The following is a 16122-nucleotide window of genomic DNA, read 5'->3' as shown; positions in this document are numbered from 1 at the left end:
TGATGGAGTGAAAAGAGCGCACAGTGCCGGATCCGTCATGGTGCTCATGACAGCCGTTCCAGTGCTTGCTGCGCCGCGGCCTGTTCGGCCTTGCGGCGGCTGGAGCCGATCCCGACCAGGGGGCCATCCAGCCCATCCACTTCGCACTGGACGGTGAACTCCTGGTTGTGGGCCTCGCCCTTGACGTTGGTCACCGTGTAGGTAGGCAGGGATTTGCGGCTTCCCTGCAGGATCTCTTGCAGACGGGTCTTGGGATCCTTCTGTTCGATCCCGGGCTTGATCTCGCCAAGGCGGCTGGCATACCAGCCGAGCAGGAGGCTGCGCACCCGCTCCAGATCCGTGTCCAGATAGATGGCGCCGATCACCGCCTCGACGGTGTCGGCCAGGATGGACTCGCGGCGAAAACCGCCGCTTTTCAGCTCCCCCGGCCCCAGGATCAGGTGATCCCCGAGGTCGAATTCCCGGCCCAGCTCGGCCAGCGTCTTCTCGCGCACCAGGGTGGCGCGCATCCGGCTGAGATCCCCTTCCGCCGCCTGCGGGAAGCGGTGGAAGAGGTCATCGGCAATCACCAGACTCAGGATGGAGTCCCCCAGAAATTCCAGGCGCTCGTTGTGACGGGACCCTGCGCTGCGATGGGTCAGTGCTCGGGTCAGCAGCTCAGGATCCTGAAAGACATGCCCGAGACGGGACTGCAGTCTGTTCATCTTGATATTCATTTACTTGATTCCGCCAATGCGGTTGAAGCGCACACCGGTCGGCACCCAGCTCGGCAAGCTGGACCCTTCCTCGCGCTCGAATTCGAAACTGATCCAGATGGCGACCGCCTTGCCCACCAGGTTCTGCTCGGGCACGAAACCCCAGAAACGGCTGTCGGTGCTGTTGTCGCGGTTGTCACCCATCACGAAATAGTGGCCTTCCGGCACTACCCACTCGTCGGGGTAGGTGCCGGGCTGGCGATAGTAGCGGTCCACCAAGTCCGGCATCAGCGGGTTGCGCAAGGTCTCGTGGGAGACATCGCCCAGCTGTTCGGTGTAGCGATCCAGCGGGATCCCCATCTGGCTGAACTCGCCGCGCTGCTCGAACTTGACGTCCAGCTTCTGGAAGCCAGGGCACGTTTTCCCTTCCTGCTCATCGCACTTGGGCCGGATCATCAGCTCCTTGTTGCGATAGATGACCCGATCGCCGGGCATGCCGACCACCCGCTTGATGTAGTCCACCCGGGTATCCAGCGGATACTTGAAGACCACCACATCACCGCGCTTCGGCTCACCGGTCTCGAGGAACTTGGTGTTGGTCACCGGGTCCTTGAGGCCGTAGGCAAACTTCTCAACCAGGATGAAGTCGCCCACCAGCAGGGTCGGCATCATGGAGCCGGACGGGATCTGGAACGGCTCGAAGATGAAGGAGCGCAGGATCAGCACCAGCGCGATCACCGGGAAAACCCCGCCGGTCTGTTCGATCCAGACCGGCATGGGGGCCACCTTGGCCAGTGTCTTCTCGTCCACATCCGGACCGGCATTGGCACGGGCGGCGGCAATCTTGGCCGCCCGCTGCTTGGCCCAGACCAGCTTGTCGAGCGTCCAGATGATGCCGGTCAGCAGGGTGACGACGACGAGGATCAGGGAAAAGGTGCTTGCCATCGATTAATCCTTTCCGACGTGGAGAATGGCGAGGAAGGCCTCTTGCGGCACGTCCACACGGCCCAGGGACTTCATCCGCTTTTTGCCTTCTTTCTGCTTGTTCAGCAGTTTCTTCTTCCGGCTCACGTCACCACCGTAGCACTTGGCGGTGACGTCTTTACGCAATGCCTTGACAGTGCTGCGGGCGATGATCTGGTTGCCGATGGCGGCCTGAATGGCGATGTCGAACATCTGGCGCGGGATCAGCTCGCGCATCTTCTCCACCACCTGGCGACCACGATACTGGGCGTTCTCCTTGTGGGTGATGATGGCCAGGGCGTCGACCCGCTCGCCGTTGATCATGATGTCCAGACGGACCATGTCGGAGGTTTCGAAGCGCTTGAAGCCGTAGTCCAGGGAGGCGTAGCCGCGACTGGTGGACTTCAGACGGTCGAAGAAGTCGAGCACCACTTCCGCCATCGGGATCTCGTAGGTCAGCGCCACCTGCTTACCGTGGTAGACCATGTTGGTCTGTACGCCGCGCTTCTCGATGCAGAGGGTGATGACGTTGCCCATGTACTCCTGCGGCAGCAGGATGTGACACTCGGCGATGGGCTCGCGCATCTCCTTGATGTTGTTGATGGCGGGCATCTGGGCCGGGCTGTCGATGTGGATGGTGGAGCCATCGTTCAGCTCGATCTCGTAGACCACGGTCGGCGCTGTGGTGATGAGATCCAGATCGTATTCACGCTCCAGACGCTCCTGGATGATCTCCATGTGCAGCATCCCGAGGAAGCCGCAGCGGAAGCCGAAGCCCAGCGCCGTGGAGCTCTCCGGTTCGTAGAACAGGGAGGCATCGTTGAGGGAGAGCTTCTCCAGCGCATCACGGAAGGACTCGTAGTCATCGCTGGAGATGGGGAACAGGCCCGCATAGACCTGGGGCTTCACCTTCTTGAAGCCGGCCAGCGCCTTCTCGGCACCGTGCTTGGCCAGGGTCAGGGTATCCCCCACCGGCGCACCGTGGATGTCCTTGATGCCGCAGACGACCCAACCTACCTCGCCACAACCCAGGCCGTCGGTGTCCACCTGCTTCGGCGTGAAGATACCGATGCGATCCACACCCCATACCTGACCGGTGCTCATCACCTTGATCTTGTCGTTCTTTTTCAGGGAACCGTTCTTGATCCGCACGAGCGACACGACCCCGAGGTAGGAGTCGAACCAGGAGTCGATGATCAGCGCCTGCAGCGGCGCCTCCGGATCCCCTTCCGGGGACGGGATCTTGGCGACGATCTCTTCCAGCACCAGATCGACACCGAGGCCGGTCTTGGCGGAGCAGCGCACCGCGTCCACCGCATCGATGCCGACGATGTCCTCGATCTCCTCGGCAACCCGCTCGGGCTCTGCGGCCGGCAGGTCAATCTTGTTCAGCACCGGCACCACTTCCAGATCCATTTCCATGGCGGTGTAGCAGTTGGCCAGAGTCTGTGCCTCAACCCCCTGACCGGCATCCACCACCAGCAGTGCCCCTTCACAGGCAGCCAGGGAGCGAGAAACCTCGTAGGAGAAATCCACGTGGCCCGGGGTGTCGATAAAGTTCAGCTGATAGGTGTTACCGTCTTGTGCCTGGTAGTTCAGGGTCACACTCTGTGCCTTGATGGTAATGCCGCGCTCCCGCTCCAGATCCATGGAGTCCAGCACCTGGGCCTGCATCTCGCGATCGGACAGGCCGCCGCAAGTCTGGATCAGACGGTCCGACAGGGTCGACTTACCGTGGTCGATGTGCGCAATAATCGAAAAGTTACGAATGTGTTTCATCGAGCAAGAATCACTCAAAATTAAGTTAGGGTCGGATATGAGGGCAGGATTTTACTGGATAACCCGGTCGACGGCCAATCTTTAGTCGGCGGGCCCCACAAATAGCGCCTTGTCTGGCGGGCGTTGGGCACCTGGATGCCCTCCGCCAGACCCGGCCCCTCAAGAGAGATGACGGGTATTGAGCACCACCCCGAGCATGCGGGGACCGTATTCCCCCTGCTCGAGCCGGTCAGAAAAGTAACGAACCAGTAAAAATCCGATGGCGCCGCCCAGCAGACAGCAGAGGATGGTCACCCCCTCTCCCGCCGACAAGAGCGGCACCAGCCAGAGCTGGCCGAGCAGGGCGCCCAGCAGCAGACAGAAGAGCGGCAGCACGTACACCAGAGCCGCACCGCGCAGGATGCTGGCCTGAGGGATGCCCAGGCGGATCTGCTGGCCCACCGCCACATCGCCGGTGAGGGCGACCCGCAGCCGCTGCGCCTTCATGGGAAAGGCCTTGGCGACGGTGCCGGTCCCGCAGCTGGATTGTTGGTGGCAACCGCTGCAGGCGGATCGCCGCTCACACTCCACCCAGGCGTGATTGCCGTCGATGGCCACTACTGTGGCCAGCTCTTCACTCATGTTACTCACCTGATGACTCCTCACAGGGGGCGGTGGATGCTCCGGATCTCAGCACGGCGGCACCCTCAGGGCAAGTCTCACGGCAAAGACTCACTGCACCGCCTCGTTGCGGGCCAATGGCTGCACTGCCTCGGCGATGCGCTTGGCGGTTTCGGCGGGCACCTCGCCCACCACGGTGATCTCCACCCCGACCTCGTTGACGAAGCTCACCAGCGAGGTGGCCCCCTGGCGAATCAACTGCTGGCGCACCGCCTGCTTGGGATCGACCCGTGAGACGTAGACGGAGAGATCCACCAGCCCATCGGAGAGCATCATGTAATCCACCGGCAGACTGGTGCTGACCAGCTGATGCCGATCCTGAGAGAGCACCTTGAAGCCATCGGGCAACCAGGTCAGGTGCCAGTTGAGGGTCTGCTGGGGAGCGGGATAGGCATCTTCCAGCGCCAGCGCATCCGGCAGCTTGCTGCGTGCCAGGGTGACCAGCCAGGGGGCCGGCGCAGATTGCCTGTCCAGATCCACCCCCAGCACCTGCTCCACCAGATTGCCTTCCCGATCCACCATGTCCACCCGCAGCAGCAGATGGCTCTGTTCATCAATCCAGAGCACGAAGCCGTACTTGTCCGCCTCCTTGGGCACCAGCCGCACCACTTGTGCCACCAGGCCGGCCACCCGGCTGCGGCCCGCCAGCACGGGGTCATAACTCTCCATCACCCGGGGCAGCGGCATCCTCACCAGGCTCGACCAGACCCCGGGGAAACGCGCCCCCTTGAGGGTGTAGGGTTCATGGGTGTTTTCGAAGAAGGTGTATTCGTTCTGGCGTTGCAGGAACTCCACGGCCTTGCCGTCGAGATAGCTCAGGTGAGCCACCTCCTTGCCATCGATGATCCCGTGGCTGAAACGGATAGGCTCGAGGCGCCCCTGGCGGGCCTTGACCATGGACAATTCGAAGTTCTGTTGCGAAACGGCACTCTGCATCTGCTGCAACAAGGCCTCGGCCGACAGATCGTCGGCCGAGGCCTTGGCACAAATCAACAGGAGAGAGGCCAGCAGGATACGGCTGGACTGGCGCACGATCTGATCCCTAAAAATGCGTTATTCCTGAATCTGCTTGTCTTGCAGCAGACGCTGTTGCAGTTGATGGTCGCGCAGGAAGGCATTGATGCGCTCGCGCTGCTCCTGCATCTGCTGCTCGCTCAGACCTTGCTGACGCACACCGGTCCGGCTGCCATCCTGGGGATAGTGCACGCTCACCGGCGCAGCACTGCCACCCACGGGTATGGTATTGAGCACCGGGCTGGTCGGCACACCATCCTTGCCCTGGTACTGCTGCACGCCGAAGATGACGGCGGCAGCCACGGAGGCGGCAATGGCATACTGCCCCACTTGCTGGCCAAAGCGGCGAACAAAGGGGATCACCTTGCCGGCGGGCTGCACCTGGGGCGCAGCAGGCTGTGCCGGCTTGGGCGCCAGTATGGCGGGTTCATCCTCCAGCGCCAGCATGATGCTGTCGCTGAGATCCAGTTGCAGATTGACCGGCAGGTCACCCCGCATGGCATCACCGATCAGATGGTAACGCGACCAGGTATCCTGCAGAGCGGGATCCGTTCCCAGCTCGTTCAGTACCTCGATTTCGCTAAGGTCGCCATCCATCAGGGCTGAAAGTTGCTCTTTATTTGCCATAAGTTTGCCTGTCTTTCCCCAGTTAATGCTCGATCAAAGGTTGCAGCTTTTTATCGATTGCTTCCCTCGCCCGGAAGATGCGGGATCTCACCGTACCCACCGGACAATCCATGATCTCCGCAATCTCCTCGTAGCTCAGCCCTTCCATTTCACGAAGGGTGATCGCCGTTCTCAAATCTTCTGGCAAAGCTTCTATGGCGGTAAACACGGTACGCTTGATCTCGTCGGTCAGCGCCAGGTTTTCCGGGGTGGCCACCTCTTGCAGGGCTTCACCACCACCATAATATTCAGCCTCGTCCGCTTCGACATCACTGCTGGGCGGTCTGCGCCCCTGTGACGTCAGGTAGTTTTTGGCCGTGTTGACGGCAATCCGGTACAACCAGGTGTAAAACGCGCTCTCGCCACGGAATGTCGGTAACGCACGGTAGGCCTTGATGAATGCCTCCTGCGCCACATCCGGTACATCGCCCGGATTGTTGACATACCTGGCCACCAGGTTGACCACCTTGTGCTGGTACTTGCGTACCAACAGGTTGAATGCATTTTTATCGCCACGCTGGACCCGTTCAACCAGCTGTTCGTCCAGTAGATTCTGGTCGCTCATCAGAGCCGTAAAACCCCCATCAGGTTATCGTTTTTCTTTTCCGGCCCCTTCTAAGCGCACAAGTTCAGACAGGAGGAATCAGGGAAAGTTCGCTTGCATTGAAAAAAATGTGATGCGGGCTGCATCACAACCCCCCTTGGGCTACCATGGGGCCAGTTCTTAATCCAGGCCAATGATACTTATGAAAGCAAGTGTTGAATACCTTTGCGATGTACTCATCATTGGCAGCGGTGCCGCCGGTCTGTCCCTCGCGTTGCGATTGGCAGACCAGGCCAAAGTCCTGGTTCTGAGCAAGGGGCCCATCAGTGAGGGGGCCACTCTCTATGCGCAAGGAGGCATCGCTGCCGTGTTCGACGAGACCGACAGCATCGAATCCCACGTGAGCGACACGCTCAACGCCGGCGCCGGGTTGTGCGACCCGGCAGTGGTGGAGTTCACCGCCCGCAACGCCCGCGACTCCATCCAGTGGCTCATTCAGCAGGGAGTCCCCTTCGATCAGGAAGAGGATGCCGAGGGGGAATCCCACTATCACCTGACCCGGGAAGGGGGCCACAGCCATCGCCGCATCTTCCACGCGGCCGACGCCACCGGCAAGGCGGTGCAGCTCACCCTGATCGACCAGGTGCGCGCCCACCCCAACATCCAGCTGATGGAGCGCTTCAACGCGGTCGATCTCATCACCACCCGCAAGCTGGGTCTGCCGGGCAACAAGGTACTGGGAGCCTATGTCTGGAATCGCAACGCCGAGCAGGTCGAGGTGATCCGCGCCCGCTTCGTGGCGCTGGCCACCGGTGGTGCCTCCAAGGTGTACCAGTACACCTCCAACCCCGATGTAAGCTCTGGCGACGGAATCGCCATGGCATGGCGCGCCGGCTGCCGGGTGGCGAACCTGGAGTTCAACCAGTTCCACCCCACCAGCCTGTTCCACCCGGACGACCCCAACTTCCTGCTGACCGAGGCCCTGCGTGGCGAGGGGGCCTATCTGCGCCGCCCGGACGGCAGCCGCTTCATGCCGGAGTTTGACGAGCGGGCCGAGCTGGCCCCGCGGGACATCGTCGCCCGCGCCATCGACCACGAGATGAAGCGCCTCGGGGCGGATTGCATGTATCTGGACATCAGCCACAAGCCGGCGGATTTCATCATCAAGCACTTCCCGACCATTTATGAGCGCTGCCTCGCGGTCGGTATCGACATCACCAAGGAGGCGATGCCCATCGTCCCGGCGGCCCACTACACCTGTGGCGGCGTGATGATCGACAACAACGGCCAGACCGACATCCCCGGCCTCTATGCCATCGGCGAGGTGACCTATACCGGGTTGCACGGCGCCAATCGCATGGCCTCCAACTCCCTGCTCGAATGCGTGGTCTATGCCCATCAGGCGGGAGCTGACATCCTGGCCAAGCTGCCCACCAGCGTGGCGCCCCCCAGTCTGCCGGCCTGGGACGAGAGCCAGGTGGATGACTCGGACGAGCAGGTGGTGATCCAGCACAACTGGCACGAACTGCGACTGATGATGTGGGACTACGTGGGCATAGTGCGCACCAACAAGCGCCTGGCCCGGGCCAAGCGTCGCATCGATCTGCTCAAGCAGGAGGTGCAGGAGTACTACGCCAACTTCCGGGTCTCCAACAACCTGCTGGAGCTGCGCAACCTGTTGCAGGTGGCCGAGCTCATCGTCAACTGCGCCCTGGAGCGCAAGGAGTCTCGCGGTCTGCACTACAACCTGGATTATCCGGACATGCAGCCGGACTCCAAGCCGACCGTGCTGACCCCGGATCGGGAATGACGCCGGATCAGGAATAAGGTCGTTGCGTTCGATTCGGGCGTATGCCCTCCCCCAGATGACCCCGCCCAGGCGGGGTCATCTGCTATGAGCGGCAGATGTGGCAGGTAGAGAGAGACGCCCCTAGCGGACAGCGAGGTGGATGGCGCGGGCCAGGGCGCGGTAGTGTGCAGGGGCCAGGGCATCGGAGAAGAGCCAGAGCTGCCCCTCGGAGCCCTCCACCGTCTTCAGCCGCAACCAGAGCACCCCGGGCAGGATGCGGCTGCGGGGATCCAGCCGATGGCGCGCCCCTTGCCACTCGAGCCACTCCCCATCCCAGACGAGCACGCCGCTCGCCGCCGGATGGCGGCGCAACGCGCGCCACAGACTCAGCCCCCAGACAGGGAGGAACAGCCCCCATTGCCAGCCCTGGATCAGGCTGGCGACGGGCAAGAGCAGCAACAGAAACAGGATGCACAGCAGCAGACGCTGCTGGCGGGAGGCGATCACGGGCATCACTACCCGCTGGGGAGACGCGAGGCTGGCCATGAGGGGTGGCGGTCGCGAGTCGGGCTCAGCGCAGGCTGTCGTGGCGGGCCTGGTTGCGCTCGAGGATCAGGGGGATCATGGCGGCAAAATCGGGATCCTCGGGCACGCCGTGACCCATGCACCAGCGGAACAGCTCGGGATCCTCGCACTCCAGCAGGCGGATGAAGGTGCGCTGTTCGGCCTCGCCGAGGCCATCGAACTCGTGCTCAAAGAAGGGCATAAAGATCACATCCAGCTCGAGCATGCCGCGACGGCAGGCCCACTTCAGGCGGGACTTCTCACTTGGGTTCAACATGGAACTCTCCTTACAAAGACCGGGGAATGGTAGCAGCAGGATTTTCCGGCTGACAAACATTCCTTACGTCTTTACCATGCAGGTCACATACTTTCTGTCTCTGGAATCCCATCGTGAGCCTGCCGACCCCTCTTCTTCCTGCCGAGCCGACCCTGTTTTCCCTGACCAACCTGGCCATCACCCGCCTCGGCGGCCCGGATCGCGCCAAGTATCTGCAAGGTCAGGTCACCTGCGACGTCAACGCCCTGCAACCGGGCCAGAGCACCCTCGGCGGCCACTGCGATCCCAAGGGCAAGCTGTGGAGCGATTTTCGCCTGCTCTGCCTGGAAGACAGCCTGCTGATGCTGACCAAGCCCTCGGTGCTGGCCCGCCAGCTGCCGGAACTCAAGAAGTTTGCGATCTTTGCCAAGGTCGAGATCGGCGAGTTTCAGGGCAGCCTGACCGGACTGGCCGGTCAGGGGACGGACGACTGGATGGCACAGCACTTCGCGCTGACCGGCACCGGCCTGGTGGAGGGCGGCATGGCAGTCAGGGTGGAGGCGGACCGCTGGCTGCTGGCGAGCACATCTTCGCTGGCCCTGAACCTGCCGGTGGGCGACGAAGGACTCTGGTGGGGGCTGGAAATCAAAGCCGGTCTCCCCCATCTGGAAGCGGTCCATCAGGGGGAATACATCCCCCAGATGCTGAACCTGCAAGCCCTTGATGGCATCAGCTTCAACAAGGGCTGCTACATGGGGCAGGAGACGGTGGCGCGCGCCAAGTATCGCGGCGCCAACAACCGCGCCCTCTTCGTGCTGAGCGGCACTGCCGCAACGCAGGTAGCCAGCGGTGACACCCTGGAGATCCAGCTCGGTGACAACTGGCGCCGCAGCGGTCTGGTGCTCAACGCCTGGCAGCAGCAGGGTCAGGTGTGGCTCACCGCCGTGCTGCCCAAGGATACCGAGGCCGACGCCCGCTTCCGCCTCAAGCTGGAAGAGGGCTCCAGCCTCGGTCTGCAACCCCTGCCCTATGCGTTGATCGACTGAAGCCCCCCTAGCGAGGCACCCGCGCCAGCAGTGCCTCCTGCAGCCAGCGCCCCGCCTGCCCGAGCGGGCGGGCGCGATACCACTGCAACTCCAGCGCCAGTTCCGCCTCGGCGATGAAGTCCGGCTTGAGCACCACCAGCTCCCCCCGCGCCAGGGGCCGGTGCAGCAGAAACTCGGGCACCGCCGCCCATCCCAGCCCCAGTTTCACCAGCTCCAGGATCCCGAGATCCCCCTCCACCCACCACACTTGCGCCGAGAGGCGGAAGCGATGGCGCTCCGTCCCCTCCCGCCGTCCGGTCACCATCAACTGGCGAGCTCCTTGCAGGTCGCTCTCCTTCAACGGTGTCTTGTGGGCCAGGGGGTGATCCGGAGAGACCACCAGGGGCATGGTGACCGTCCCCAGGGAGCGGGAGACCAGCTCCCGCTCGGGGTGCGCCTTCTGATAGCTGATGCCGAGCTGGGCACGGCCGCTCTTGAGCAGCTCGGTCACGTCCTCCATCAGCGGGAACAACAGCTCCAGCTCCACCGCCGGGTAGCGGCTGGCGAACTCCTCCAGCAGGGAACCAAGCCAGGGCAGGTGGGAGTCATCGTCGATGGCCAGGGTGAGGCGCGACTCGACGCCGTTGGCCAGTTCTCCTGCGATGGCCTGCAGTCGCTCGCTCTGGGCCAGCAGCACCCCCGCCTCCTGACAGATGCGGGCCCCCGCCTCGGTCAGCACGGGATAGCGGCCGCTGCGATCGAACAGCGCAAGGCCGAGATCGATCTCCAGGTTGGCGATGGCGGCACTCACCACCGACTGAGCCTTGCCCTGCCTGCGCGCCGCCGCCGAGAACGACCCGGTCTCGGCCGTCGCCAGCAATGCCTTGAAGTGTTCCAGTGAAGGGGTCATGAGTCTGCTCCGCCGTGCTGTTGTGTCGTCACATCTATCTATTTTAGCGATAGATACCAACGTGAATCTATCCGGTTTTGGCGATACATTGCCGCCATTCCCTGACCAAAGAGAGAGACAGACCATGCGTACGACCCGTGACCGCCTGCGCCACGCCATCGGCTTCGAATTGATTGGCCTGCTGATCGCCGCCCCGCTGGCCAGCTGGGTGACCGGCGTCGGGCTCAACCACATGGGCCCCCTGGCCCTGTTCTTCTCGGTGGTCGCCACCGTCTGGAACTATGTCTACAACATCGGGGTGGACAAGCTGCTGCTGCGCTATCAGGGCCACACCCACAAGGCGCTGTGGCAGCGTGTGCTGCACACCCTGGGGTTCGAGGGGGGCCTGCTGATCGTGGCCCTGCCGGTGATGTCCTGGTGGCTCGATATCGGCCTGCTGGAGGCGCTGGTGCTGGATATGGGCTTCGTGCTCTTCTACCTGGTCTATGCCTTCGTCTACAACTGGAGCTACGACAAGGTGTTCCCCATTCCCATGGGACAGGTGCAGAAGGCGCTGGGATAAGCGATTCGAGGGGTAAGGGCGAGGCACCATCATGCGATGGCATGATGGTGCTGAAGAGGGCCTCGCGGGGTCAGGCCTGGGCCTTGACCTCTTCCGGCGGGGTGTCGTCCTGCCTAGTTTCCTGGCGCATCATGGCTTCGAGGTCGCTCTGGTACTGGTTCAGCATGCGCTGGGCCGCCACCATGTCCCCCTTGTGCAGGCGCTCGAACAGATGATGCTGCACCACGCCGTTGAGGTACTCCACCGTGATGGGTTGCTCCAACGCCGACAACAGCTCCTCTTTTTCCAGCTCCGCATTGATCTCGTCGACACTGGTACGCAGCAGACCGGCCAGTTGTACCAGCATGCGGCGCTCCCCTTCACGCAACAGGCTCAACATGCGGTTTCTCTGCTGCTCATTCTGTTGGGTCATACATTTCCTTACGTAGAATTGGAACAAGCCCGCTCATTCTGCCCTGTCCTTTTCACAGCGTCCATCTCGGGCGCATGACTTATTCCGGGTGCGGGGGGCCGGGTGCTATTTGCCCCCCGGCCCGGTATAGTAACGGCTGATCCAGGGGGCCCATGCGCCCCGTTGCCGAGACCGTCCATCCCTATGACCGATGCCATTCTGGTGCTCTGCACCTGCCCCGACGAGACCAGTGCAGACCGCCTCTGCGAGCAGCTGCTCGACCAGCGCCTCGCCGCCTGCATCAACCAGCTGCCCGGGGTCACCTCCGTCTATCGCTGGCAGGGCAAGACGGAGCGAACCCGGGAGATCCAGCTCGTCATCAAGAGTCGGGCCGCTCTGTTCGAACCCCTGCGCCAGTGCATTCTCGCCCACCATCCCTACGAGGTACCGGAGATCCTGGCGCTCCCGGCAAGCCAGGGCCACCCTGCCTATCTCGACTGGTTGACACAGGAGACCTCATGACCGCCTCTCGCCCCCTCTCCTTCCTGCTGATGCTGCTGGGCCTGCTCTGCGTCCTGACGACGGCCCCCGCCCGGGCCAGCAGCCAGGATCTGCTCGGCAGCCTCGGCATCGAGACCCAGCCCAGATTCCTCAAGGTGGATCAGGCCTTCGCCCTCGAGAGCGAACAACAGGGTGATCGGCTGCTGCTCCGGATACGCATCGCCGACGGCTACTACCTCTATCGCCACAGCATCCGTGTGAAGGGAGAGAACCTCGCCTTTGACGAGCCCGTCCTGCCCCCCGGCACCGAGCACGAGGATGACTTCTTCGGCAAGAGCCGGGTCTATTACCAGGAGGTGCAGATCCCCGTGGCGCTGACCCGGGTCGGGGACGCGGCCAGCCTCACCCTGAGTTACCAGGGCTGCACCGAGGGACTCTGCTACCCACCGACCGACAAGCGGATCGCCGTCGAGCCCCTCGCCGCCCCCGCCCGGGCGGAAGCGGCGGCCCCCCTTCAGGGCACCGACGTGCCGGGCAGCCAGCAGGACAGGCTGGCGGCCGCCCTCGGCAGCCAGGGGTTCTGGATCAGCGTCGCCGCCTTCTTCGCCCTGGGTCTCGGCCTCGCCTTCACCCCCTGCGTCTTCCCCATGTATCCCATCCTGACCGGGATCATCGCCGGGGCCGGGCATCGCCTCTCCACCCGTCGCGCCTTCCTGCTCTCCTCTGTCTATGTGCAGGGGATGGCGGTCACCTATACCCTGCTCGGGCTCGTCGTCGCCTCGGCGGGCCTGCAATTCCAGGCGGCCCTTCAACACCCCTATGTGCTCATCGGCCTCTCGGTGATGTTCGTGCTGCTCGCCCTCTCCATGTTCGGGCTCTACACCCTGCAACTGCCGAGCAGCCTGCAAACCCGTCTCTCGGGCTTCTCCAACCGCCAGCAGGGCGGATCCGTGGCCGGCGTCGCCATCATGGGCATGATCTCGGGACTGGTCTGCTCCCCCTGCACCACGGCGCCGCTCTCCGGGGCCCTTATCTACGTGGCCCAGAGTGGCGATCTCTGGCTCGGCGGTGCGGCCCTCTATGCCCTCTCCCTGGGCATGGGGCTGCCGCTGCTCTTGCTCGGCACCTCTGGCGGCAAGCTGCTGCCCAGGGCCGGCGCCTGGATGGATGTGATCAAGCAACTCTTCGGTTTTGCGCTGCTGGCGGTACCCATCCTGCTGCTCTCAAGGCTCCTGAGCGACCAGATGTCCACCCTGCTCTGGCTCGGCTGGGGGCTGGTGCTGTGCGGTTATCTCTATCACCACAACCAGCATCGCGCCCATTCGGTGGGCAAGAGCCTCGGCGGCTTCGTCCTGCTGCTGGGGATGATGGGCCTTGTGGTGGTGGGCAAGGATCTGCTGCTGCCACCCGAGGGGGCCAATGCCGCCGCCCAGACCCAGGCCCCCCGATTCATCCGCATCAAGACCCTGGACGATCTCAAGGTGCAGCTTGCCGCCGCCCGCGGCAAGCCGGTACTGCTGGATCTCTACGCCGACTGGTGCGTGGCCTGCAAGGAGTTCGAGCACAAGACCTTCAGCGACCCCGATGTGCAGGCGCGCTTCGGCGAGATGGTGCTGCTGCAGGCGGACGTCACCGCCAACGACGACGCCGACGTGGATCTGCTCAACGGCCTCAACGTGCTGGGATTGCCGACCCTCCTCTTCTTCGATCGCGATGGCAACGAGGTGAACGGCCAGCGGGTGACCGGCTTCATGGGGCCTGCCGAATTTCTCGGCCAGCTGGACAAGCTGCGCTGATACCGGGTGGCCCGTGCAACCGTGTGGGCCCCCGGTTTGACCGCCATTTTTCCGGCAATCCCTTGTATATGACCGACGCCGTGGCAGAATTTGCCCTTTCCCGTCTCGTTCGTCCGGAGTTTTGATGAAAAAGTGGTTCATCCCCCTGCTGGCCCTCTGGCTTTATGGCTGCAACGCAGGTCCCGGTGAAGAGACCATCCAGAGCCAGGTCACCGCCAGGTTGCAGGCGGGCACAGATGCTGACCTGTTCGACATCCGCGACTTCGCCGTGCTCGGCAAGAAGGAGCGGATGGAGGGGGTCTATCTGGTCAAGGTGAGCTACCAGCTCCACTTCAAGCAGGGACTGGATCAGTTGCAGGTGCTGCACGACGAGGATCTCGTCTATGACAGGGTCGGCCCCTTCCAGCAGGAGATGGGACTGATGGAGCTCGAGCGCAAATATGGCGACTTCGAGGCAGGCCAGGCCCTGGCGCAGGAGACCCAGGTCTGGATGATGAAGACGGAGCAGGGCTGGCGCCTGGCCGAGCCAGACGCGACGCAGCAGGGATAATCCCGAGCCCCCCTCCCCCTAGAGCAGATCCTTCAGCCGATACCAGAGCATCCCTAGCGCCAGCAACGGAGAGCGCAGCGCCGGGCCACCCGGGAAGGTCATGTGAGGGACGCGGCTGAAGAGATCGAAGCCCCGGCTCTCCCCCTTGATCGCCTCCGCCACCAGCTTGCCCGCCATGTGGGTGGCATTGAGGCCATGGCCCGAATAGGCCTGGGCATAGAAGACGTTGGGATGCTGCTCGAGGCGGCCTATCTGGGGCAGCCGGTTGGCGCCTATGCCTATCATGCCCCCCCACTGGAACTCGATGGCGGTACCCGCGAGCTCGGGAAAGACCCGCAGCAGCTTGGGCAGCATGAAGGCCTTGATATCGCGGGGGTCACGGCCCGAGTAGTTGCAGGCCCCGCCGAACAGCAGGCGACCGTCCGCCGACAGCCGATAGTAGTCGAGCGCCACATTCTGATCGCACACCGCCATGTTCTGTGGCAGCAAGCGCTGGCGCAGGCGCTTCTCCAGTACCTGGGTGGCGAGAATGTAGGAACCCGCCGGCAGCACCTTGCCCCCGAGATCGGGCTGGAGGTCGCCCAGATAAGCGTTGCAGCCGATCACCAGGTAGTCCGCGCTGACCCGGCCGTGGGCCGTGGTCACCTCGACCCGCTCGCCGTAATCGATGTGGGTCACCCTTGAGTGTTCGAACAGGGAGACCCCGAGACTGGCTGCCGCACGCGCTTCGCCGAGGGCCAGGTTGAGAGGATGCAGGTGACCGGAGCCCATGTCGATCATCCCGCCGATATAGCGATCCGACCCGACCACGGTGTGCATCTCCTCCCGTGCCACCATTTTCAGTGCGTGCCGGTAACCCAGGCTAGCCAGGTGCTCGGCATCCTCCTCGAACCCCTTCAGGTGGCGCGCCTTGGTGGCGAGATCGCAATAGCCCCAGGTGAGATCGCACTCGATATTGAAACGCTCGACCCGCTCGCGCACCAGCTGCACCGCTTCGATCCCCATGAGATCCAGCTCCCGCACGCCCGCCTCACCAATCCAGCGGGCAAACTGGCTGGTATCGTGGCCGATGCCGCGGATCAGCTGGCCGCCGTTGCGCCCCGACGCTCCCCAGCCAATGCGGTTCGCCTCCAGCAGCACCACCTTGTAGCCGGCATCGGCCAGGTTGATGGCGGTGTTGAGGCCGGTGAAACCGCCACCGATGACGCAGACGTCCGCATCCAGCTCACCACTGAGCTCGGGCCACTGCCGATGGTCGTTGCGAGTGGCCGCGTAATAGGAGGCCGTGTGTTCCTGATGTCCCTGTCTTCCTGTCTGCATGCTCAGCATCCTGCCTGGTTGCATTCGTTTACTAAATTAAACGGGTGTCATCGATAATACTCATACCAATCAGATTAAAGATGTGATCTAATTGCTCTATTCTGGTTTCACTGTACTCAGTATGTCCGATCCAATCG

General features: G+C 63.1%; 18 protein-coding genes. 6 read left to right on the top strand and 12 right to left on the bottom strand.

Annotated elements, in window-relative coordinates:
- Positions 1–44: 44 nt before the first annotated feature.
- The 7 genes from rnc to rpoE all read right to left on the bottom strand — a co-directional run bounded on the left by rnc (position 45) and on the right by rpoE (position 6342).
- Positions 45–716 (bottom strand): ribonuclease III, encoded by a 672-nt coding sequence (gene rnc, locus OKB81_RS05090; RefSeq protein WP_010675639.1) that lies wholly within the window; start codon positions 714–716, stop codon positions 45–47.
- Entirely contained in the window at positions 717–1640 is a 924-nt protein-coding gene (lepB, locus tag OKB81_RS05085; RefSeq protein ID WP_010675640.1) for a signal peptidase I, read from the bottom strand. It lies immediately after the preceding gene.
- A gap of 3 nt (positions 1641–1643) precedes the next feature.
- The gene (gene lepA / locus OKB81_RS05080) at positions 1644–3437 is read right to left on the bottom strand and encodes a translation elongation factor 4 (protein ID WP_010675641.1); all 1794 of its coding nucleotides are present in this window, start codon (positions 3435–3437) and stop codon (positions 1644–1646) included.
- A 159-nt stretch (positions 3438–3596) separates the two neighbouring features.
- Entirely contained in the window at positions 3597–4058 is a 462-nt protein-coding gene (locus tag OKB81_RS05075) for a SoxR reducing system RseC family protein (RefSeq protein ID WP_039040538.1), read from the bottom strand.
- Between the two features lie 90 nt (positions 4059–4148).
- A complete protein-coding gene (locus tag OKB81_RS05070) occupies positions 4149–5129 on the bottom strand; it encodes a MucB/RseB C-terminal domain-containing protein (protein ID WP_010675643.1) in 981 nt (326 codons plus the stop codon).
- 21 nt (positions 5130–5150) lie between these two features.
- Positions 5151–5738, bottom strand: a complete 588-nt coding sequence (locus OKB81_RS05065) for a sigma-E factor negative regulatory protein (RefSeq protein ID WP_041211670.1) — start codon at positions 5736–5738, stop codon at positions 5151–5153.
- A 22-nt stretch (positions 5739–5760) separates the two neighbouring features.
- Entirely contained in the window at positions 5761–6342 is a 582-nt protein-coding gene (rpoE, locus tag OKB81_RS05060) for an RNA polymerase sigma factor RpoE (protein WP_010675645.1), read from the bottom strand.
- Positions 6343–6523: 181 nt separating this feature from the next.
- Between rpoE and nadB the strand changes: the two genes are divergently transcribed.
- On the top strand, positions 6524–8131 hold the full coding sequence (nadB, locus tag OKB81_RS05055) for an L-aspartate oxidase (RefSeq protein ID WP_048208412.1): 1608 nt from the start codon (positions 6524–6526) through the stop codon (positions 8129–8131).
- Positions 8132–8251: 120 nt separating this feature from the next.
- On the opposite strand, the gene OKB81_RS05050 is transcribed toward nadB, so the two are convergent.
- Positions 8252–8623 carry a protein YgfX gene (locus OKB81_RS05050; protein ID WP_043154867.1) on the bottom strand — a complete coding sequence of 124 codons (372 nt, stop codon included), beginning with the start codon at positions 8621–8623 and terminating at the stop codon, positions 8252–8254.
- 58 nt (positions 8624–8681) lie between these two features.
- Positions 8682–8951: an FAD assembly factor SdhE gene (locus tag OKB81_RS05045; protein ID WP_041213909.1), complete on the bottom strand. Its 270-nt coding sequence runs from the start codon at positions 8949–8951 to the stop codon at positions 8682–8684.
- A 113-nt stretch (positions 8952–9064) separates the two neighbouring features.
- On the opposite strand from OKB81_RS05045, the gene ygfZ reads away from it, so the two are divergent.
- Positions 9065–9976 carry a tRNA-modifying protein YgfZ gene (gene ygfZ, locus OKB81_RS05040; RefSeq protein ID WP_052815669.1) on the top strand — a complete coding sequence of 304 codons (912 nt, stop codon included), beginning with the start codon at positions 9065–9067 and terminating at the stop codon, positions 9974–9976.
- Between the two features lie 7 nt (positions 9977–9983).
- On the opposite strand, the gene OKB81_RS05035 is transcribed toward ygfZ, so the two are convergent.
- Complete coding sequence (locus tag OKB81_RS05035; RefSeq protein WP_160837281.1) at positions 9984–10865, bottom strand: LysR family transcriptional regulator; 882 nt, start codon at positions 10863–10865, stop codon at positions 9984–9986.
- 124 nt (positions 10866–10989) lie between these two features.
- On the opposite strand from OKB81_RS05035, the gene OKB81_RS05030 reads away from it, so the two are divergent.
- The gene (locus tag OKB81_RS05030; RefSeq protein ID WP_039040541.1) at positions 10990–11427 is read left to right on the top strand and encodes a PACE efflux transporter; all 438 of its coding nucleotides are present in this window, start codon (positions 10990–10992) and stop codon (positions 11425–11427) included.
- Positions 11428–11497: 70 nt separating this feature from the next.
- Here OKB81_RS05030 and OKB81_RS05025 read toward each other — a convergent pair whose 3' ends face one another.
- Entirely contained in the window at positions 11498–11839 is a 342-nt protein-coding gene (locus OKB81_RS05025) for a hypothetical protein (RefSeq protein ID WP_010675652.1), read from the bottom strand.
- Positions 11840–12022: 183 nt separating this feature from the next.
- Between OKB81_RS05025 and cutA the strand changes: the two genes are divergently transcribed.
- The 3 genes from cutA to OKB81_RS05010 all read left to right on the top strand — a co-directional run bounded on the left by cutA (position 12023) and on the right by OKB81_RS05010 (position 14665).
- A complete protein-coding gene (gene cutA, locus OKB81_RS05020; RefSeq protein ID WP_010675653.1) occupies positions 12023–12340 on the top strand; it encodes a divalent-cation tolerance protein CutA in 318 nt (105 codons plus the stop codon).
- Positions 12337–14115, top strand: a complete 1779-nt coding sequence (locus OKB81_RS05015; protein ID WP_160837283.1) for a protein-disulfide reductase DsbD — start codon at positions 12337–12339, stop codon at positions 14113–14115. Before cutA ends, OKB81_RS05015 begins: the two co-directional genes overlap by 4 nt.
- A gap of 124 nt (positions 14116–14239) precedes the next feature.
- Positions 14240–14665: a hypothetical protein gene (locus OKB81_RS05010; RefSeq protein ID WP_160837285.1), complete on the top strand. Its 426-nt coding sequence runs from the start codon at positions 14240–14242 to the stop codon at positions 14663–14665.
- 18 nt (positions 14666–14683) lie between these two features.
- Here OKB81_RS05010 and OKB81_RS05005 read toward each other — a convergent pair whose 3' ends face one another.
- Positions 14684–15985: an NAD(P)/FAD-dependent oxidoreductase gene (locus OKB81_RS05005; RefSeq protein WP_041213912.1), complete on the bottom strand. Its 1302-nt coding sequence runs from the start codon at positions 15983–15985 to the stop codon at positions 14684–14686.
- Between the last annotated feature and the right edge of the window lie 137 nt (positions 15986–16122).

It is taken from the genome of Aeromonas sp. QDB56, assembly GCF_027705505.1.
Taxonomy (GTDB): Bacteria; Pseudomonadota; Gammaproteobacteria; order Enterobacterales; family Aeromonadaceae; genus Aeromonas; species Aeromonas caviae.
This window is presented reverse-complemented; position numbering and strand designations above follow the sequence as displayed.